Genomic DNA, 19,444 nt, shown 5'->3' with positions numbered 1-19,444 from the left:
AGTCTACTAACTGTGAATTCTAGGTTCTGGGTGCAAAGTCGCCAGCAACTCGCTTTCGACAATTGCTAATTCATCAAGCCGTTGCATGACAATTTCTCTGTCGAAATAAGTAGCAGCTAAAACCCAATATATACCGTAGTGACGCGCTTCAGATGCCATTAGCCCACGATAAAATTTTGCTAACTCTGGTTCTGGACAATGAGCAGCTAATAGTCCCAGGCGTTCGTGAGAGCGAGCTTCGATTAAACCAGTGACTAGTAAGGAATCCAGAAATCGCTCAGGTTCTTTCGGGCGAACTTGAGCTTTTAAACCTGCACCATAGGGAGGCGGTGGTAAGGGAGCTAGGGGAATATTTCGGCGTTCTAACCATTGGTTAACTAGCTCAAAGTGTTCTAGCTCTTCGCGGGCGATCGCGGTTAGTTCCCGCACCATTTTAGTATTGGAAGGGTAGCGAAACATCATATTCAAAGCCACACCTGCTGCTTTGCGTTCACAGTGAGAGTGGTCGAGTAAGATGATGTCTAAATTAGCGATCGCTTGTTCAACCCAAGCAGAGCTAGTGGGCTGTTTTAGGACGTTGATAGTCGATAACTGAGTAAGCACAGAGTCAATCAATTTTGGATTTTGGATTTTTCCATAGTTTAAACTAGTAGACCACCAAAGAAACTTTGCGGGGTTTATTGTCAGAAAATCAAGTTCTTTTCTCCCCCTTCCCCCTACTTTTTCATTCCTGCTGCTGCCGTTCCTCCATATCTTGACTAGAAATCATACTATGGACTCTCTCTACATCTGCCATCATTAAAACTGCTCCCTGTATATCCATGCCAAGTAACGGGGTGATTGCCAGGTAACATTTTATTTGCCTACCTCGGCGATTGGTAGCCTCAAGGATCATTTCTTGAAATTGTTTTTTACCAGATAGGCAATCGCGGATGGGCGATCGCAACTGCTCGACGGGTAAACCAATATCTAGGCTGAAGATGGACTTTCCTAGAACTTCATCAGTTCGCAGTCCCCATAAATCCTCTACCATGTAATTCCAAATTGAGATGTTAAAGCTGCCGTCAATTACCACTATTCCAGTTTGGAGACTTCTGAGAATAGATATCAAAAAAATATTTGTATGATTAAGTTCTGTGGTGCGTTCGCTCAGTTCGTTATTAATTGTCTGTAATTCTTCATTAGTCGATTGGAGTTCTTCGTTCATTGTCTCCAATTCTTCATTGGTGGATTGGAGTTCTTCATTGGTAGTTTCTAATTCTTCATTGGTAGATTGGAGTTCTTCGTTAGTAGTTTCTAATTCTTCATTGGTAGATTGGAGTTCTTCGTTGGTAGTTTCTAATTCCTGTTGCGATCGTTGCAGAGCATCTTGGAGTTTAATATAACGAGTGACATCATGAAAGGAGATGCTAACACCTAAAAAACTGGCATCTGTTTCTTGCAAAGGCGTAATTCGCACATCTAGATATTGGGTTTCTGTGTTAGACAAATAGCGCTCTACATTTGTCAGGCTGACAGGGCGGCGTTCGGCATAAGCCCGTTCAATTAGCGATCGCAATTCAATCGGTCGATAGGAAAGTTCTAGATCCTGGAAAGGACGAGCTAAATCTTTGGGGGAAAGGGCAAACAAAGTCCGTGCCTGCTCGTTCACCATTACTAGAGAGCCATTGATATCAATGACTACTTGGGCGATTGGTGATGTGTCGAAACCCATGTCTCGCAGCCGCAAATGTCGAGACACACGACTGCTAGATTCGTCATCTATTGAATTTGCCATAACTAGGAGGCGATCGCGTATATTAACCGACGATACCTTACTAAATATTCGGTTTTTTAAGTCTATTGGGGTAAAGAGACTAGAATGCATCAATAGCATCTCTGCTTTCCCTAAAAACAAATAGCCATTATCATTTAAGGCAAAATGAAACCGCGCCAGAATTCGCCCTTGAGTCTCAGAATTAAAGTACATTAATGTATTGCGATTAACCAGCAAATCTAAGCGCGAAATGGGTGCATCTTGAAGCAGATCGTGACGGCCAAAAATCACTGAGCGTCGCAAGTCTTGACGGAAGACATAGCGATTACCGACAATCTCAAAGTATTTCTGCCGCAGTTCATCAGATACCGCCTGGACATCTTTTGCTGAATACGTAGCTTGACGAGCTTGGTTGAGAGCCTCTTCATCTACATCTGTGGCATAGATTTTCACCCGTTGGCGAAATTCCTCTGCCCCCAATATTTCAGCCATCAACATTGCTAAAGTGTAAGCTTCTTCCCCAGAAGCACAGCCAGCAGTCCAGATGCGGATTTGGTCAGAAGTATTTTTATTCCTAATCAGATTAGGCAGTATTTCCTCTGCTAGGTATTCCCAAGCTGATAAATCTCGAAAAAAAGCGGTGACGTTAATTAAGATAGTGTTGAAAAGATAATTGAATTCTTCTGGATAAACTTCTAGGTAGTCTAAATACTCTTCAAAGTTTTCTATGTTCAATGACTGCATCCGCTTGCAGACTCGGCGCATCAAAGTCGAGCGCTTATAGCCTGTAAAATCAAATCCCCGGCTTTGTCTGAGATAAATCAGTAGATTTTCAAATTTGGGATCTCTGTCTGCGGAAGTCATACGTTAGGGAGGGGCAGAGGGGCAGGGGGCAAAGTTCCAAGCTACGTCCGCAAGTATCAAAGCCTCATTAATGAGTATCAAAGACTCATTAATGTATAGTGACACGAACTTGCATTCTAAAACATATCTCCCCTGCCCCCCTGCACCTCTGCTCCCCTGCTTAGTTAGATTCTCCCATGACTAAAGTCACCAGAGCGCTGGAGATTTTATCTAGGGGAAGAATAAAATCTACCTTGCCAGTTTGAATCGCAGCTGAGGGCATCCCGGAAAATTCGGCGGTTTTTACGTCTTGGACAATGACAGTACCACCCATTTTTTTGATTGCTTCTACTCCCATCGCGCCGTCGCTACCCGTTCCCGTAAGGACAATGGCGATCGCTCTTTCTTTGTAAGTGGCTGCAACCGATTCAAATAATAAGTCTGCCGAAGGACGTAAAAAATGTACTAATTTCGACTGTGATAAGGAAAGGGTGCCGTCATCGTTAACCAACAAGTGACGATTGGGTGGAGCAATGTAAGCCGTTCCTGGGGTGAGATAATCTCCTTCCTGTGCCTGCTTGACGGTAATATCTGTGCGCCGACTGAGAATTTCTGCCATGAATGACGGATGTTCAGGAGAAATATGTTGCACAATGACGATCGCACTTGGGAATTCTGCGGGTAAAGTCGATAGCACTTTAATTTGAGCAGTTAGACCACCGGCTGAGGCTGCGATCGCCACAATATCAAAGGCAGCATTAGTAAAGTGTGGTGGATTATTCTTGGCATCTTCTGCCATCTGAATCATGATTTTTCGGCTGTCAGTACCAACCAAACTTATTAGTTACAGGGAGCATTAATAAATTTACGATTGCTCATCTTTCTTTACACAAATTATACAGTATATCTGAACTAATTTACTTTTTTTTGCCTTTATCTGTTAAGCTTGTCTGTTCATCTTCTTGCTCTAAAATGAGTTTTGCCTCCAAAAGTTGCTGCCTATGTTCGTCACTAACTATGGGGTATTGCAGATTGAGTTCTTCTAGTTTTGTGCAGATAATATTGGCGACTACCAGACGTGTAAACCATTTGCGATCGGCAGGAATAATATACCAAGGAGCCGATTTTGTACTAGTGTTATTAAAAACCTCTTCATAAGCATTCATATAATCATCCCAAAAAGCTCTTTCTTTGACATCGCTATCTGAAAACTTCCAATTTTTTTCAGGATATTCAATCCGTTCTAAAAAACGTTTTTTCTGCTCTGATTTAGAAACATTAAGAAAGAACTTTAGAATGATCACGCCATTGTCTACTAAATATTTTTCAAAATTATTAATTTCTTCAAAGCGTTGCTTCCATATCTTATTTCCATTAGGAAAATGAGGAAGTTGTTGCTTTCTTAACATTTCTGGATGGACACGAACCACTAGTGTTTCTTCATAATATGAGCGGTTGAATATCCCAATTCGACCTCTTTCAGGCAAAGCCTTCATTGTTCGCCACAGGTAGTCATGGTCTAATTCTTCTGCACTAGGGCCCTTAAAACTAAACACCTGAAATCCTTGCGGATTCACCCCAGATGTCACGTGTTTAATTGTGCTATCTTTACCAGCAGCATCCATTGCCTGAAAAATAATCAGCAATGCGTAGGTGTTTTGAGCATAGAGAATATTTTGAAAATTCGCTAATCGCTCAATATCTGCCTGTAATTTAATTGCAGCATCAGCTTTTTGATGAAAATCAGCTTTATAAGCTGGGTCATAGTTTTTTTTCAGAGAAATCTTTGAACCTGGTGGAACAATGAAAGCATCGTAATTCATATATAAAATTTCCTAACTGCTGCTTATATCCAAGCACATTGTTAATTATAAATTACTGAATATTATGATTTATTTCTTAAATAATTTTGATTTAAAATTCATAACTTTTAACAAATTTTCATAGCTATCCAGTGGTCAGTAATGCTTTGAAGTTGAAGTGGGTGGAGGAAAAATGGTGAGGCAGGCGTTGCTGTCGCCTTGCGTTGGAAAGCAACTGCCGAACCCGCATGGTAAATCATATAGGCGATGCCTAGGTTGGGCTACGCCTACGCAAATCGGCATTGTGGACGAGTTGAGATTCAACGCCCCGATAAGCGTTTTTAGCTATCCTCCCAGCGATGTCTACGACAGGTTACGCCTACGCACTCTTACACTCTTCCCTAGCAGTCAAAACTTTGGCATAATCAGACATGGCCGCACCTAAACTGATATAAATTTTGCCAAGCTAATTAAAAGGTTTACGGCGACTGGATATTTTAATAGAATAATCTCATCAAAAGATTCGCAGAAATATAAATGGACTGGATTACACTACTGCGATCGCTACAGTCTGATTTTATTAAAAGGTTAACATCTGGTTGTCTGCTTCATTGTGAAACCGAAGGTCAATATAGCGAGTTAACTATAATCTCTGGAGAGAGATTAAAGGCACTGCGAGAATTTTGCTGGTTGATGGCTGAGAAATATAAGCGTGTTTCGCCAGTCCGTGACGTGTTTATTAGCTATCTTAAAGGGAAGTTGGGTGAGGAAGTTGTCAAGGAACGTTTAGCTGATTTTATTACCGAAGTTGATTATGAAAAGCGATTCGGCGGCGATGGCAATATAGATTTTACTTTGACTTCCGATCCCTCTATTGGTATCGAAGTTAAATCTCGTCACGGTAGTATTGATAGAGTTAGATGGTCAATCAGTTCTGAAGAAGTTGAAAAAAATGCAGTTGTAGTTTGCATTTTGATTCAAGAAGATGTAAGTGAAGCACAATCTCAGTATCATCTTTTTTTGGCTGGTTTTCTCCCAACCCGGATGATTAAATTAAAGACTGGTAAAATTTCTTTTGGGATAGACCAGTTGTTGTATGGTGGAGGTTTATGGTGCTATCTAGAACAGTTACAATCTTCTCTAAATAATTCTTCTAGACAACAACCATCAATTTACAAATATCTTCCGAAGCAAGAAATTTTATCTAAGCCAACCAATAATCAGTTACTCAAATCTTTTTTTCAACCTGAATACAATAATAATGAAGATTTAAATACACTTTATGCAAAATTGGGAGATGAATTTTTTGAAAAAGGAGAATATACAAATGCGATCGTTAACTATAGTAAAGCGTTAAAAGTTACATCTAGCGATATTGATTTATATTATAAACGAGGTTTGACTCACTATCAAATAGGTGATTACGAAGCTGCGATCGCAGATTATTCTCAGGCAATCCAGATAAATATTCAGGATGCTAAATCTTACAATAAACGAGGTTTAGCTCTGTCTCAACTAGGTCGATTAGAAGAAGCAATTAATGATTATACTCAGGCTATTAGAATTAATCCTAATGTTGCCGTAGCTTATAAAAACCGCGCTGAAGCTCGTTCTCATATAGGAGATAATCAAGGAGCAATTGAGGATTATACCCAGGCAATTAAAATTAATCCTCATTATGCTGATGCTTATAAAAACCGTGGGATTGCTCGTTATTTATTAGGTTCTCAGCCGGGATTTCCTCAAGCAATCAAGATTAATCCAAAAGATGCCATAGCTTATAAAAAGCGTGGTAATGCTCGTTCTGATTTAGGAGATTTTGAAGGAGCAATTGAAGATTATACTCAGGCAATACAGCTTAATCCTAATTATGCCGATGCCTATTATAACCGTGGCAATGCTCATTCTGATTTAGGAGATTTTGAGAGAGCAATTGAAGATTATACTCAAGCAATACAAATTAATTATAATTATGCCGATGCTTATTACAATCGTGGCAATATTCGTTTAGAAATAGCAGATAAACAGGGAGCAATTGAAGATTTTCAGAAAGCAGCAGACATCTATCGTAAAGAAGGTAAGCTAGAAGCACTCAAAGATACACGAGAAAGAATATTAGATTTAGAAATAGAAGAATCATTAGATATTTTAAAATTTTAGCAAATTTGTGAATTCTGATAAATCAGCTATGTTTTAGATACCCATATTTTCAGAGGATGTTTTACAAGTCTCCTTGTCAGGATCAAAAATTTATGCTTTTGGCGATGCTTGGGTTGGACTACACTAACGCAAACTCACAAAAATTCAGAAAAATCCCAAAACAAGGCACAGTACAAGCCTGTAATAAATAAACCTAGCAGGGGTCATATAACAAAACCGCCTGCCAGGAAGGTATAGTATATTCTGGCCATGTTTGATTAGGTTAGCGCTTATTTATAAAAAATAAATGCGTATCCCTAGATACAATAACTAAATACTTTGGAAAAGACAGTTAAGAAAAGTGACTAAATAGGTTAATTTCCAATTAAAACCAAAAATATCCCAAATGTAGAGACGAGGGGACAAAAGAGAATTATTGAACAAATTCCTTCTTTGTCTCTTGCCAATGCCCAATCCCCAATACCCCATAATATAAGAAAGCGCTTCACACTTCTTAAATAATCAGCTTTATTAGAACAATGGCGAGAGACTTGCGGGGATTCATTAAAATTCTGGAAGAAAAGGGACAATTACGGCGTATTTCAGCTTTAGTTGACCCAGAATTGGAAATTGCTGAGATTTCCAACCGAATGCTGCAAAAAGGTGGCCCAGGGTTGTTGTTTGAAAACGTCAAAGGCGCTTCCTTTCCGGTGGCGGTGAATTTGATGGGAACTGTGGAAAGGATTTGCTGGGCGATGAATATGCAGCATCCAGAGGAGTTGGAAACTCTGGGTAAAAAACTAAGTATGCTGCAACAGCCAAAACCACCGAAGAAGATTTCCCAGGCGATAGATTTCGGGAAAGTATTGTTTGATGTGGTGAAAGCGAAACCAGGACGAGACTTTTTCCCCGCTTGTCAGCAAGTTGTACTTCAAGGTAATGATTTAGATTTAAATAAGTTGCCTTTGATACGTCCTTATGTTGGTGATGCTGGCAAGATTATCACGCTAGGACTCGTAATTACCAAGGATTGTGAGACGGGTACTCCAAATGTAGGTGTGTATCGTTTGCAACTACAATCTAAAAATACGATGACGGTTCACTGGTTATCGGTGCGGGGTGGGGCGAGGCATTTGCGAAAAGCAGCCGAACGTGGGAAGAAATTAGAAGTAGCGATCGCACTTGGTGTAGATCCTCTAATTATTATGGCAGCAGCTACACCCATCCCTGTAGATTTATCAGAATGGCTGTTTGCTGGACTTTACGGCGGTTCTGGTGTGCAGTTGGCGAAATGTAAAACTGTAGATTTGGAAGTTCCCGCCGATTCCGAATTTGTCTTGGAAGGAACAATTACACCAGGGGAAGTCTTACCAGATGGGCCTTTTGGCGACCACATGGGTTATTACGGCGGCGTTGAAGATTCGCCTTTGATTCGCTTTGAGTGTATGACGCACCGGAAAAATCCGATTTACTTAACAACATTTAGCGGTCGTCCACCTAAAGAAGAAGCGATGATGGCGATCGCACTAAATCGCATTTATACGCCCATACTGCGCCAACAAGTATCTGAAATTGTCGATTTCTTCCTCCCAATGGAAGCTTTGAGTTACAAAGCAGCGATTATTTCCATTGATAAAGCATATCCGGGACAAGCACGACGGGCAGCTTTAGCGTTTTGGAGTGCTTTACCACAATTTACCTACACCAAATTTGTAATTGTTGTGGATAAAGACATAAATATTCGTGATCCGCGTCAAGTGGTGTGGGCGATTAGTTCCAAAGTTGACCCAGTGCGGGATGTGTTTATTTTGCCAAATACACCTTTTGATACCTTGGATTTTGCCAGTGAAAAGATTGGCTTAGGTGGACGGATGGGAATTGATGCGACTACAAAGATTCCGCCGGAAACAGACCATGAATGGGGTTCGCCTTTAGAATCCGACCCAGATGTGGCGGCGATGGTAGAGAGACGATGGGCGGAATATGGTTTAGCAGAGTTGCAGTTAGGAGAAGTAGACCCAAATTTGTTTGGTTACGATATGAAGTAACCCAATAAACTTTAAATAAAGCAACAAAACCCTAATGTAGAGACGCGATTTATCGCGTCTTGCAAAGACCAATTATCTACACTAAGAACCCTGAACTGAAACGTATTATGTTATAAATCATGCAGTAAGAGGAGAAAAATATTCTACCTTCATATCTGCTGTTATTTTAGTACTAAAATTCTTTTTAGATAAGTATTTAATAAACTTATCTTTAATTTGCTTGGGTAGATTATGAGATAGAAATCAAACTCAAATCTTAGGTACTGAAGCAAAAAAATTGAGTAAATTATGACAAAAAAAGTGAAAAAGGCACCCTCAAAGTTAGTAACAGGATTGGTATTTAGTTGTATTAGTGTGATGCTAAATACAGGTATAGCTCATCAAATAGCTTTAGCGAAATCGATTAATCCCCAAAAGTGCGATATTCTTGCCTACGTGACCGATACAGATCCACAAGGTTTAAATGTGCGGAGTGGTGCAAGTACAAATAACACAATTTTAGGACAAATACCTATCAACGAAACAGTTCAAGTTATTAGTGCTACTGGAGATTGGGTACAGATTACTAATGCTAGTAATGGTTTTCAAGGAATTGGATGGGTATTTGTGCCAAAGTTAGGTTTAACAACACAGGGCTACGGTACTAATGGCGTAGATTTATATGCTAGTAATAGTCAAGAAAGCCAAAAAGTCAGAACAATTCCTGCGAATACGGCTGTCAAATTGTTAGGCTGTCAGGGAGATTGGGCGCAGGTTGAATATCAAGGTGTTAAAGGTTGGTTGACAAAGGAAGATCAATGTGGCGCTGCGCTTACGAGTTGTTCTTAGAACCTCACCTCTACTTTTCTTGCTGTCAGCAAGCTATCGATTAGCGGAATATTTGTTAATCAAAATATAACTTAATTGAAAGAAGGGTTAATTTCCCTGACTAACTTTATCTGCGATCGCTTCCACCTCAATTAAAACAGGCGATCGCAATTAGTGTTATACCTGGCAGACACTACTAACTCGACACAGTGAGCGCAATTAGCGCGTAGTTGTGTCCCGCAAAGATAACACTACTTAGCTTTAACGGTATAATAAATTGTTATGCCCTGCTGCATCTCCTTCACCATACCAATAAATGTCAGATCAACCTGCACCAGAAATCGAACTGCTCCGTGCGGCTTACGCGGCCTTCAACGCACGAGACATTGACGCTGCCCTTGCCCTCATGACTCCAGATGTGGCTTGGCCGAAAGCGTTCAAAGGCGGTTTTGTCCGTGGGCCTGAAGAAGTTCGCGCTTACTGGACGGAGCAATGGAGCGAGATCAATCCGCACGTCGAGCCGGTTTCCTTTTATTCGGAGGAGGACGGGCGCATTTTGGTCGATGTGCATCAGGTCGTGCGTGACTTGGGTGGAGCCGTTCTTGCCGATGAGCGCGTGGGTCATCGATTCACCCTTGAGCATGGCTTGATTCAAGTCATGGAAGTCACGCTAGTAGGTTGAGTGGAGTGAAACGCAACCCAACATTACCACTAAATTTTATATTAGATTACGCGATCGCTGCACCCAACCTACAAAACTATGATTCTCAAGGTAGACGAGGTTTAATTGTTATTTTGGAATTCATCTAACTTAGCCCGCACTGCTTGGATATCCTGCCACATCAACCATTTAGGCGCACCTCTTTCTTTAGAAGGGTTACGCAGTAAGTACGAAGGATGAAAAATCGGCATACATAAACGCCCTTCCCACTCCAGCCACTGCCCGCGAATTTTCGTAATCCCTCGCTTATCGCCAGTGATGCCTTTGACAGCAGTTGCACCTGTTAACAAGATTATTTTCGGGTCAACTAGACGAATTTGTTCTAGTAAGTAGGGTAGACAAGCCGCCACTTCTGTTGGAGTAGGAACTCTATTATCTGGCGGGCGACATTTATTTATATTAGCGATATATACATCATGCTCGGTAGTTAGATTCACCGATGCCAGAATTTTCTCCAGCAATTGCCCCGATCTACCTACAAATGGTAAACCAGTTTCGTCTTCATTTTGACCAGGCGCTTCCCCAATAACCATAATTGGGGCTTTGAGATTGCCGCGTCCGACGACAGCATGAGTCCGAGTGTCTCCCAATGGACAACGGTGGCAGCGATCGCAATGCTGTGCCAACTCCGTTATGGTGGAATAAGTTCCGGGAGCGATCGCAATTTTAGCGTCTGTGGGAATTAGTTCTCGTTGGTTAAAGGTTGAGTCGTCGAAGAGGCTGAGTTGAGTTTCGCTGCTCATGAAAATTAGGATTTTGATATCAGCGCCAGCTGTTTTATCTGAGTTAAATACTGCTCTGGTTGCAGATTTGTCTGAATAAATAGACTTTTGCTGAATACTTAATTATTTATACAAAATCTTATTGTATCAGTTAAGTTGAGACAAAATTCAGTCATGATAAAAGCAGTGCCGTCCTAAGATGCTGGGGGAAACCCATGTCACAGACCCCGCTTTTTGCCGATCGCACCCATGCGGGTGAGTTATTAGCGCGAGTGATTCAGGATGTTTTGACTCAGCAAACTATTGCTTCTGGGATAAAACCTGTACCAATTGTTTATGCTTTGCCAAGAGGGGGTGTACCAGTAGCAGCACCAATAGCACGTCTATTGGATTGTCCGTTGACAATCGTTGTAGCGAAAAAGATTAGCCATCCAGAAAACCCAGAGTTAGCAATTGGTGCAGTGACTACTTACGGAAATGTTCTTTGGACTGATCAAAAGCTATTTCGGTTTAAAGATGATACAAGGTTGCGCGAAGTGGCTTTAAATAAAGCTATCATCCAAGCTAAGTCTCTTGAGGCTCAATTAATTACTGCTTGTCCGCAGGTGAATGCCGAGAATGCTACGGCTATTTTAGTTGATGATGGCATTGCTACAGGAATGACAATAGCGGTAGCGGCAACTGCTATCAAAGCACTGTCTCCAGCAGCAGTTTGGCTATGTACTCCAGTTGCACCACAAAGATTGCTACCTTGGTTAAAACAGTGGGGCGATCGCACAATCGTCTTGGAAACACCAGAACCCTTTTGGAGTGTGAGTAATTTCTACGCGGAATTTACCCAAGTTGATACATCAAAGGTTCTCAGATATCTTCAGCAACAAAATACAATGGGGCCAATGGATGTATCCGAGTAATTTTAAGTTTGAATTGTTTTCTTCTTTTATTTTTAACTATTTGAAGATGTTCCTTCCTGGTATTGCATAGCTTTGGCATAATCACCCAAGGCGTAGCAAGCGACTCTCAAACGATCAAGAGCTTCTTCTTCACTACGACGGTCTTTGATATTCCTAGCTAAGAGCAAACGTTGTTCATAATATGTAATTGCTTTGTTATAGTCACCCAGAGCTTCACAAGCAACTCCTAAACTACCTAAAGATTGTTCCTCGCTACGTTTGTCTTGAATTTCCCTAGCTAAGAGCAACCTATCTTCATAATACTTAATAGCTTTAGTATAATCACCTAGAGCATAACAAGCATTACCCAGATTTTTTAGTACCTGAGAAGCACTGCGAACATTTTTTAAGGAGCGTGCTAGTACTACACACTGCTCATAATAAGCGATCGCTTTAGGATAATTATTCAAAGCATACCAAGCATTACCCAAATTTTTGAGTACCTGTTCCTCGCCCCAGTTATCTTTAAGTTCTCGCACAATCTCTAGGCTTTGCTGCTGATACTCAATAGCCTGCGTAAAGTTACTCAAAGATTTATACACCAATCCCAAATTATTCAGTGCTGCAACTTGACTCCGTTTATCTTGCAGCTGTTGCGTTATTTTCAAACACTTTTCTAGAAACTCAATAGCCTTGTTATGGTCATTCAAATGACGGTATGAATTTCCTAAATGGGAAAGTGCTTGCATTTGCAATGCTAAATCTGAGGTGTTATTGAGCAAAGACAAACACTGCTGGGAATAAGATATCGCACCTTTATAGTCTCCAGCACTATAAGTTACCAATCCTAAAAAAGAAAGCGCCTGTGCCTGTTTTTGCAAATCCCCAACTCCCTGAAACAGCGCCAAAGCTTGTTGTAAAGACTTCAACGCCGCAATTAATTCACCAGCTTGCTGCTGTTGAATTCCTTGCCGTAGTAGCTTGGATGCTTCCGATAAATTGTCATCATTTTCCTGTGGAGGTAGTATTTCTGCATGTGAACCAGAGCCAAATTCATGAGTAATTGTATTACGCTTCACTGGTTTTAAGTATGTTATGGGTAATTCTAGGGGAATTGTATTTTTCGATCTATTATTCCATTCGCCTTTAGGCATCAACCCCTTCCTTTAAAGTCTGGTGGTAAATATAGTATTCCCAAAACTAGAAGGTATCTTTCATCAGGTTGGTTGAACGCATCATTTAACGCTTTTACAATCAACATCTGCGCTGTATGTATGGTACAGACTCTCTCGTACCTCCATTAAAATTTTTCCTAGCATATTTTTACCGCTACCATCGGCTCCACAACCCCAATAAAAATCGATGGGCGAGTTTTCAACAATTTCTGCATTGCCTGTGGAAAGTAAGATATTCCTAATATCTGTATGAGTTTGAAATTTACATAGCACAGCTTGCCGCATGATATCGTCTTTAACTTGTTCCCAATCTTGACGTAGTGGACGGGTTCTCTCACGTCCCATTCTTGCCGCATCTTTAGGTGTTTTAACTTGGCGGATTTGTTCTACATGAGGTGTATCTACAAACTTTTGCGCTTGAAAGTAGTGTTCGCTGGTTGACCAATACAATCCATCTAATTGAAACCCATGGGGTGAAAAGTTAGAGAAACAACCATATTCTTCACGAGTGCTATAAAAGTAGATTGTCATAGAAGTTTATCGGCATTCGAGATATAGTTTGAATTAATTATTACTTATTTATACCAATTTTCTATCAAATTTTACTTCATAATTAATTCATTTACCGAGCCGTTTCTTTATATACTACCTAGACTTTATAATTCCTTTAATAAATATTAAGTGCATCATCATGGAGAGTAAATATTACTTATTTATAACAGTTTGCTGAAGTTAAGATAAGGAATATTAATAATTAATCCCCCCTTTCTTCCTGAAAAAGGGGGGCTATGTCCCCTATTTCTGAGAGTACTTGGGAGGATATTCAAGAGATAAATGCCAATAATCTACAATTATTAATTATTTATTCAAGTAAAACACACCTGTAAAAAGTTAGGTGTTGATTCAAGCAGCAGGTACAGATACATTAGCCACAGAGCCATTATTTAGGATAGGTTGGCGGGTTTTCAAGTCAAATTTGAATCCATGTGGCAAAATGTGAAGCTTTGCTCCGCAAATCGCCAAAGATTCATCCTTTAGAATTTCGCCCATATTGTTGTATGTAGCTTCTGATTCATCAACAATTGTCACTGCACCTTCACCAATTACTTCAATTTGATTATCGGTTACGACCATAGCGGTATTCTCGTCAATACCGAATCCTAGAACAGCAGGTTCTAGTATCAAAGCTGAAATTAAGCGTCCCAAGCGTCCACGCTGGGAAAAATGCTGGTCAATTACCACTCCTGGTAAAAAGCCTAGACCAGGGCCCATTTCAACTGTTTCAATTCGAGGATGCGTTTGAGAATCACCTTCAACGATCATTTTATCTGGCATCACGGCAGCACCCGCACTTGTACCGGCGATAACTACACCTTCCGCGAACCTTTTATGAATGGCCGCATCGATTTCGGTATCCTTGAGGATATTGGTGATGCGAGCTTGATCTCCACCGGTAAAAAATACCCCAGTTGCTTTATGAATTGCTTCTAATGCGGTAGATGATGATGCGTCTTCACGGGTTTCTGTATCAATAATCCGAACATTCTCGGCTCCCAACCGCTCAAAAACTCTAATATAATTTTCTCCCACTTCTCTTGGTAATTCGGTCGCGGCAGTCATAATAACAATGTATGCCTTCGTACCCCCAGCGCGTCGCACAAAGTCTCGCAGAATTTGGGAATCTCCTTCCTTATCTTCAGCTCCTCCAATAATTACCAACTGCCGTTTGAAATTACTTTCCACCATAATGCCCCCTGATATGAGTTAATAAATTTCACTAAACCATGACAATTAAACTATCAAATCATCCTTGTGGTAGATTACCTGATAGAAGGTAGTATGGAAATTTGCGCTTGCAATTAGACCAAAAGATTTTTCAAGAAAATTACATCCGAAAAGAGCTATCTTCAGAATTAATTTCCTTTTACTAAATAAAAGCCCTAAAACCAACTGCCTCTAGAAAATATCTCTAGAGGCATTATTGACTGCGTTTCTAAATTGCCGATTAAAAATTTATCATCCAATTGTTGGTCTTAACTCTTGCTGGTTGCAAATTAGATATCTGATGGTAAATCCTAATGAATGCGACTTCTGTAAAGTAAGTTAGTCAAGAAAAAACGTGCTTGTTCTAGTGGGAGATGCCTGGGTTTACCTTGGTAAACGATTTGATATTCGTTTATGTCAGGCCCATCACCATGACCAGAGATCAGCTTTTGGTGAAAAGCTTCCTCAGCAAGTTCTCGAATTTCATCTCTTAGATCAGCTTGTGTGCTATTCATACTTTGCTGTCTTTTCAATACCGCATATTTACTTATACAGATTTTGGGACACGTGTTGCACCTTTCAAAGGTTATATCTTTGCCCATTCATGAGGAAGAGAAATTTAATTATGCCTTGAGATAGTTAAAAATGCTTACTAATAGGGTTAGTGTAGGTTCTGATTAGATCAATGGCTTTGCCATCACTCTCCAACAATTAATCTGAATCAGCTTCCAATGAACAAGTCTGAGTAACGATAACTCAGCATAGAAATTTCAGGGTGTTTAGTTAGCCAAAGGTTCGTAATCAATGGTTCTACAAAAAAACAGTGACTTAGTTCGTATTAATGCTAGAAGAACGGATGTATTCGATATTTTCAACTTCAAGCATTATGTTGGCCCCAACCCATATTTAGATGCAGGGGCGCTAGTATTTGACTTTGCTCTAGTTGACTCTAGAGAGCCTTTGCCCATAGAAGATTATATTGCAATCATTGGCGATCGCTATCCAGATCTGGGCAGTCAAAGCTACGAGTCCCATGCCTATCTATTTGCCCAAGCTGTGTCCGAAGTCGGAAAGCTTGATATGGATTTGCACCTTAAGCATTGCAGTGTTAAGCCATATCCAGATTTCGCGCGAATTAGCGTCCAATCACTACATGAACGCACCACTAGAGAGGTCGTTTATTTTGTTTGGGATTGGTTTGAAGCCATTACCCAAGACGAAGACTTTAACTTTGAGGAGCAGCTAGTGAGGCTGCAAAATAGATTTCGCGCATCTGTTTATGGTGGCCCCACAGTTTACGCTTTATTGCGAACAGCCTACGAGAAAGGTATTCCCGCCTTTTATTTATGGGAAGAAGGATTAATGCAATACGGCTTTGGAAAAAAACACGTCCGAGGAGTAGCAACCACATTTAACTGTGATAGTCATCTCGATTCAGAATTTACCACCCGTAAAGATGACTGCAAAGCATTTCTAAAAACCTTGGGTTTCCCAGTCCCTGAAGGCGATATCGTCTTTTCTGAAAAGGAAGCTTTGACGGCAGCTAGACAAATTGGCTACCCAGTGGCAGTTAAGCCAGTGGTAGGTCACAAAGGAATTGGTGTTACAGCTGACATACAAGACTCAAAAGAACTGGAATCTGCTTATAATAGAGCATTAGCAGCGATTCCTGAAGATCAGATAACTCGGATCATTGTTGAGAAAAGTATTTCAGGATCAGATTTTCGGATGTTGTGTGTGAATGGCAGATTTGTCGCCGCCACAGAACGCCGTCCAGCATCGGTTGTCGGTGATGGGTACTTAACGCTTGCAGAATTAATCCGCCTAGAGAACCGCAAACCTGCACGTTTAGATACGCCCACCTCACCCATGAGTAAAATTCAGATTGATGAAGCGATGGAACTTTACTTACAGGAACAGCGCTTATCACTTGACAGCGTGATTGAAAAAGGACGCACTGTTTACCTGCGTAAAGTTGCTAATCTTTCAGCCGGAGGTATGAGCATTGATGCAACCCACACAGTTCACGATGACAATATTATCTTGGCGCAAGATATTGCCCAACATTTCCAGTTGACTTGCCTTGGTATTGATGTCATTACCAAAAGTCTCTCCGAATCTTGGAAATCTAGTAACTTCGCTATCCTAGAAATCAACGCTGCACCAGGAGTTTTAATGCATCTTAAACCTTCTGAAGGTGAAAGTGTTGATGTACCTTCTCATATTCTAGAAACCTTTTTTGAGTCGGGTACAGATTCGAGGATACCGATTATCACTTTTAATAAAATCTCAGTTGAAGAACTGCAAACGACTATTGACCATATCCTTTTGCAACATCCCAACTGGACAATTGGTGCTGTTTGTCGTGATGCAGTTTTTGTAAATCGCTCGAAAAAAGTATTAAGCAAAAATTACAATAGCAACGTCCAAACTTTGCTCCGTCACCCCAAAGTTGATTTGCTGATTGCCGAATATGCGGAAGACATCTTAGATGAAGAAGGGATGTTTTACCGGAGTAGTAATATCGTAGTTTTGGATAATCCCAGCGAAACTGAGATGATGCTAGCGCGAGATGTCTTTGATAGTTCTACTGTGGTGATTAGAAAAGGCAACGATATTTCTATCCGTCGCAAAGGGTTGATTGAAGATTATACTTTGGCTGAAGATGAACCTTTTACACGGGTTTATTTGAAAGAAACTGGAACGATTTTGTGAGCTAGCTTAAGAGGTTGGTTTAAAAGTTATCGGCTGGCTGTGTTCTAGGCACTTTTTTATCTCTCTAACCCCTCTTTTTTAGGCTACGGTGTATACACATACCTCTACAAGATCAAAATGTTGTAGATCCTCCTAAATCCTCCTTAAAAAGGAGGACTTTGAGAGTTTTTTGCTTGCTTAAAAATTGGGGTTTGGGGATAAAAAAGTTGTGAGAGATTACATGATTAATTCTAATTGATACAACGTAAGATAAATTATATTCAGAAATTTTTCTAATAAATTGGGTACTTTCACTATATAAAAATATCTTGGGATAATCTAATTAGGATAGTAAATACTATACACTTTCAGAATTTATTGCTATTTAGCTAACTTTAATATTAATTCAATCATGTGAAAATTTTGATTTCTATTTAAAACTAGAGACGAATGATTTTAATTAAATAGTTTACATCTCTATCTATTAAAAAATGCTAATCATTGACATTCAATCTTTAAAATTACTTATTGCTAAAACCGCTTCAATCTATCCATAAAAATAATCAAACATCTATCTTGGGGATAACTAATTGGTTCAGAACTTCATTTAAAATTTATTTAAACTACAACATTTTATTTAATTTTGAGCCTCTATAAGTACACCATAGGGGCTTTTTTCTTGCTAAAATATTCCCAACTAGAAATTCACACTATTTAATCTATCTATAGGACTAACCTTACATCCGCATTGAGGTTATCTGATGAATTTGGAATAACCCTTACAATTTCAGAGATAATAAGATTTTATTTCCAGGCTTGAGAGATTTAATATGTATCTGTGAGGCTTTGATTGCGAATATATAGTATATAGCGATTTTGCAATGACTTGTAAAAACGAACACTAGGATAACTGAACTGCTCCAACCTATCGATAGGACTACCCAAACGTTTAATTATGATCCCGAATTGTAGGCTTCATTCAGTTTGCTTGCTGACTCTTCTAATAAGCGTTGTTCATAAGCATTTCTTGGTAACACCAATTGGCGCTCAATGCCGACTGAGCTAATGATACATGGAAGCCCAAGAACAATTTCATTGCCAATTCCATAGTTAGAATCTGCTCTCACTGATACTGGAAATATCTCCTTTTCATCTCGCAAGATGCTATCAACTAACTGACAAACTACCGTTGATATGCCATAGCTAGTATTTCCTTTACGTTCAAAAATGCTATTGCCTCGTTTACGGGTTAACTCTGCGTACTCTTGCTGAATTTGTTCCAGCGTTACTCCTTCTGGGATAAAAAATTCCGTTAGCGCAATTCCCCCAATAAATGCACTAGACCAAACGATAAATTCACTGTCTCCATGCTCTCCAATTACATAAACATGAATGTCTCGAAGAGCAACATTCAGTCGTTTCCCAAGTTGATATCTTAGTCTAGCAGTATCAAGAACAGTTCCCGAACCGAAAATTAGGTTTTCTGCTCTTGTGGAATTGGCGATCGCAATCCGTGTTAGTACATCCACTGGATTGCTAACAATGATTACGATTGAATTCGGTGCAACTCGATCCAATTCTTTCATCGTCAAACGAATGATCTCTGCATTGTCACTCAACAGGTCTAATCGGGTCTGTCCAAGTTTCTGCTGCACCCCAACAGTTACAACAATCACATCAGAATCAGCTAAATCCTCGTAGTTGTTTGATGGTATAATTTCCATCTCTTCAAGTAAAGGAATGCTGTCTTCAATATCCCATGCTTGCCCCTCAGCTTTTGATAAGGTTCGGTCAAAAAGAACGACTGTTACACATTTACGGAGTAGCACTAAAGCATTTGCTACATCTGCACCCACATTCCCTGCACCAACGACACCGACCTTGGATGTTTTAGGACTCATGTTATATTTACTTTTTGTAACTGCATCAATAGGTTAATGTTAACTCCAAAACAAGCCCTTTCAAGGTCTTCTGTAATGGGCTAATTTCTAATTTGGTTAACAGAGATGAAATATCTGTTGGGTGGATAAAAATGTTGCACTTGGCATTTATAATAAAAAACTGTTTATTAACTAAGACT

The 19,444-nt window shown here is 40.0% G+C and carries 16 protein-coding genes; 6 read left to right on the top strand and 10 right to left on the bottom strand.

Annotation, left to right across the window (positions count from 1 at the left end):
* Positions 1-6 precede the first annotated feature (6 nt).
* From V7K69_RS18095 to V7K69_RS18080, 4 genes are all read right to left on the bottom strand, one after another.
* Positions 7-603 (bottom strand): tRNA-(ms[2]io[6]A)-hydroxylase, encoded by a 597-nt coding sequence (locus V7K69_RS18095; protein ID WP_335036930.1) that lies wholly within the window; start codon positions 601-603, stop codon positions 7-9.
* Positions 604-724: 121 nt separating this feature from the next.
* The gene (locus V7K69_RS18090) at positions 725-2,620 is read right to left on the bottom strand and encodes a CheR family methyltransferase (protein WP_335036728.1); all 1,896 of its coding nucleotides are present in this window, start codon (positions 2,618-2,620) and stop codon (positions 725-727) included.
* 160 nt (positions 2,621-2,780) lie between these two features.
* Entirely contained in the window at positions 2,781-3,407 is a 627-nt protein-coding gene (locus tag V7K69_RS18085) for a chemotaxis protein CheB (protein ID WP_335036726.1), read from the bottom strand.
* Positions 3,408-3,516: 109 nt separating this feature from the next.
* Positions 3,517-4,422, bottom strand: coding sequence for a polyphosphate kinase 2 family protein (locus V7K69_RS18080; protein ID WP_335036724.1), 906 nt, complete (start codon positions 4,420-4,422; stop codon positions 3,517-3,519).
* 516 nt (positions 4,423-4,938) lie between these two features.
* Here V7K69_RS18080 and V7K69_RS18075 point away from each other — a divergent pair.
* The 4 genes from V7K69_RS18075 (at position 4,939) to V7K69_RS18060 (ending at position 10,077) form a co-directional block, all read left to right on the top strand.
* Positions 4,939-6,561 (top strand): tetratricopeptide repeat protein, encoded by a 1,623-nt coding sequence (locus V7K69_RS18075; RefSeq protein ID WP_335036723.1) that lies wholly within the window; start codon positions 4,939-4,941, stop codon positions 6,559-6,561.
* A gap of 518 nt (positions 6,562-7,079) precedes the next feature.
* On the top strand, positions 7,080-8,588 hold the full coding sequence (locus V7K69_RS18070) for a UbiD family decarboxylase (RefSeq protein ID WP_012408506.1): 1,509 nt from the start codon (positions 7,080-7,082) through the stop codon (positions 8,586-8,588).
* 288 nt (positions 8,589-8,876) lie between these two features.
* Positions 8,877-9,416 carry an SH3 domain-containing protein gene (locus V7K69_RS18065; protein ID WP_335036721.1) on the top strand — a complete coding sequence of 180 codons (540 nt, stop codon included), beginning with the start codon at positions 8,877-8,879 and terminating at the stop codon, positions 9,414-9,416.
* 295 nt (positions 9,417-9,711) lie between these two features.
* Positions 9,712-10,077, top strand: coding sequence for a nuclear transport factor 2 family protein (locus V7K69_RS18060; RefSeq protein ID WP_335036719.1), 366 nt, complete (start codon positions 9,712-9,714; stop codon positions 10,075-10,077).
* A gap of 101 nt (positions 10,078-10,178) precedes the next feature.
* On the opposite strand, the gene V7K69_RS18055 is transcribed toward V7K69_RS18060, so the two are convergent.
* Positions 10,179-10,859, bottom strand: a complete 681-nt coding sequence (locus V7K69_RS18055; RefSeq protein WP_185583826.1) for a uracil-DNA glycosylase — start codon at positions 10,857-10,859, stop codon at positions 10,179-10,181.
* 194 nt (positions 10,860-11,053) lie between these two features.
* Here V7K69_RS18055 and V7K69_RS18050 point away from each other — a divergent pair, with 194 nt between their 5' ends.
* Positions 11,054-11,752 carry a phosphoribosyltransferase gene (locus V7K69_RS18050; RefSeq protein WP_335036716.1) on the top strand — a complete coding sequence of 233 codons (699 nt, stop codon included), beginning with the start codon at positions 11,054-11,056 and terminating at the stop codon, positions 11,750-11,752.
* A gap of 32 nt (positions 11,753-11,784) precedes the next feature.
* Here V7K69_RS18050 and V7K69_RS18045 read toward each other — a convergent pair whose 3' ends face one another.
* The 4 genes from V7K69_RS18045 to V7K69_RS18030 form a co-directional block, all read right to left on the bottom strand.
* Positions 11,785-12,885: a tetratricopeptide repeat protein gene (locus V7K69_RS18045; RefSeq protein WP_335036714.1), complete on the bottom strand. Its 1,101-nt coding sequence runs from the start codon at positions 12,883-12,885 to the stop codon at positions 11,785-11,787.
* Between the two features lie 81 nt (positions 12,886-12,966).
* Positions 12,967-13,437, bottom strand: coding sequence for an NADAR family protein (locus V7K69_RS18040; protein WP_335036712.1), 471 nt, complete (start codon positions 13,435-13,437; stop codon positions 12,967-12,969).
* A 372-nt stretch (positions 13,438-13,809) separates the two neighbouring features.
* Positions 13,810-14,652: a cyanophycinase gene (locus V7K69_RS18035; RefSeq protein WP_335036710.1), complete on the bottom strand. Its 843-nt coding sequence runs from the start codon at positions 14,650-14,652 to the stop codon at positions 13,810-13,812.
* A 329-nt stretch (positions 14,653-14,981) separates the two neighbouring features.
* The gene (locus V7K69_RS18030) at positions 14,982-15,185 is read right to left on the bottom strand and encodes a hypothetical protein (RefSeq protein ID WP_041565287.1); all 204 of its coding nucleotides are present in this window, start codon (positions 15,183-15,185) and stop codon (positions 14,982-14,984) included.
* 289 nt (positions 15,186-15,474) lie between these two features.
* Here V7K69_RS18030 and V7K69_RS18025 point away from each other — a divergent pair, with 289 nt between their 5' ends.
* On the top strand, positions 15,475-17,385 hold the full coding sequence (locus tag V7K69_RS18025) for an acetate--CoA ligase family protein (protein WP_335036707.1): 1,911 nt from the start codon (positions 15,475-15,477) through the stop codon (positions 17,383-17,385).
* A gap of 932 nt (positions 17,386-18,317) precedes the next feature.
* On the opposite strand, the gene V7K69_RS18020 is transcribed toward V7K69_RS18025, so the two are convergent.
* Entirely contained in the window at positions 18,318-19,265 is a 948-nt protein-coding gene (locus V7K69_RS18020; protein WP_335036705.1) for a malate dehydrogenase, read from the bottom strand.
* Positions 19,266-19,444: the final 179 nt, after the last annotated feature.

This window comes from Nostoc sp. (assembly GCF_036917775.1).
Classification (GTDB): Bacteria; Cyanobacteriota; Cyanobacteriia; order Cyanobacteriales; family Nostocaceae; genus Nostoc.
The sequence above is the reverse complement of the archived record's forward strand: the minus strand, read 5'-3'. Positions and strand labels throughout refer to the sequence as shown.

Excerpts from the sequence above, each read along its gene's own strand:
- V7K69_RS18090 (WP_335036728.1), bottom strand. The coding sequence starts at position 2,620 with ATGACTTCCGCAGACAGAGATCCCAAATTTGAAAATCTACTGATTTAT.
- V7K69_RS18085 (WP_335036726.1), bottom strand. The coding sequence starts at position 3,407 with ATGATTCAGATGGCAGAAGATGCCAAGAATAATCCACCACACTTTACT.
- V7K69_RS18080 (WP_335036724.1), bottom strand. The coding sequence starts at position 4,422 with ATGAATTACGATGCTTTCATTGTTCCACCAGGTTCAAAGATTTCTCTG.
- V7K69_RS18075 (WP_335036723.1), top strand. The coding sequence starts at position 4,939 with ATGGACTGGATTACACTACTGCGATCGCTACAGTCTGATTTTATTAAA.
- V7K69_RS18070 (WP_012408506.1), top strand. The coding sequence starts at position 7,080 with ATGGCGAGAGACTTGCGGGGATTCATTAAAATTCTGGAAGAAAAGGGA.
- V7K69_RS18065 (WP_335036721.1), top strand. The coding sequence starts at position 8,877 with ATGACAAAAAAAGTGAAAAAGGCACCCTCAAAGTTAGTAACAGGATTG.
- V7K69_RS18060 (WP_335036719.1), top strand. The coding sequence starts at position 9,712 with ATGTCAGATCAACCTGCACCAGAAATCGAACTGCTCCGTGCGGCTTAC.
- V7K69_RS18055 (WP_185583826.1), bottom strand. The coding sequence starts at position 10,859 with ATGAGCAGCGAAACTCAACTCAGCCTCTTCGACGACTCAACCTTTAAC.
- V7K69_RS18050 (WP_335036716.1), top strand. The coding sequence starts at position 11,054 with ATGTCACAGACCCCGCTTTTTGCCGATCGCACCCATGCGGGTGAGTTA.
- V7K69_RS18045 (WP_335036714.1), bottom strand. The coding sequence starts at position 12,885 with ATGCCTAAAGGCGAATGGAATAATAGATCGAAAAATACAATTCCCCTA.
- V7K69_RS18040 (WP_335036712.1), bottom strand. The coding sequence starts at position 13,437 with ATGACAATCTACTTTTATAGCACTCGTGAAGAATATGGTTGTTTCTCT.
- V7K69_RS18035 (WP_335036710.1), bottom strand. The coding sequence starts at position 14,652 with ATGGTGGAAAGTAATTTCAAACGGCAGTTGGTAATTATTGGAGGAGCT.
- V7K69_RS18030 (WP_041565287.1), bottom strand. The coding sequence starts at position 15,185 with ATGAATAGCACACAAGCTGATCTAAGAGATGAAATTCGAGAACTTGCT.
- V7K69_RS18025 (WP_335036707.1), top strand. The coding sequence starts at position 15,475 with ATGGTTCTACAAAAAAACAGTGACTTAGTTCGTATTAATGCTAGAAGA.
- V7K69_RS18020 (WP_335036705.1), bottom strand. The coding sequence starts at position 19,265 with ATGAGTCCTAAAACATCCAAGGTCGGTGTCGTTGGTGCAGGGAATGTG.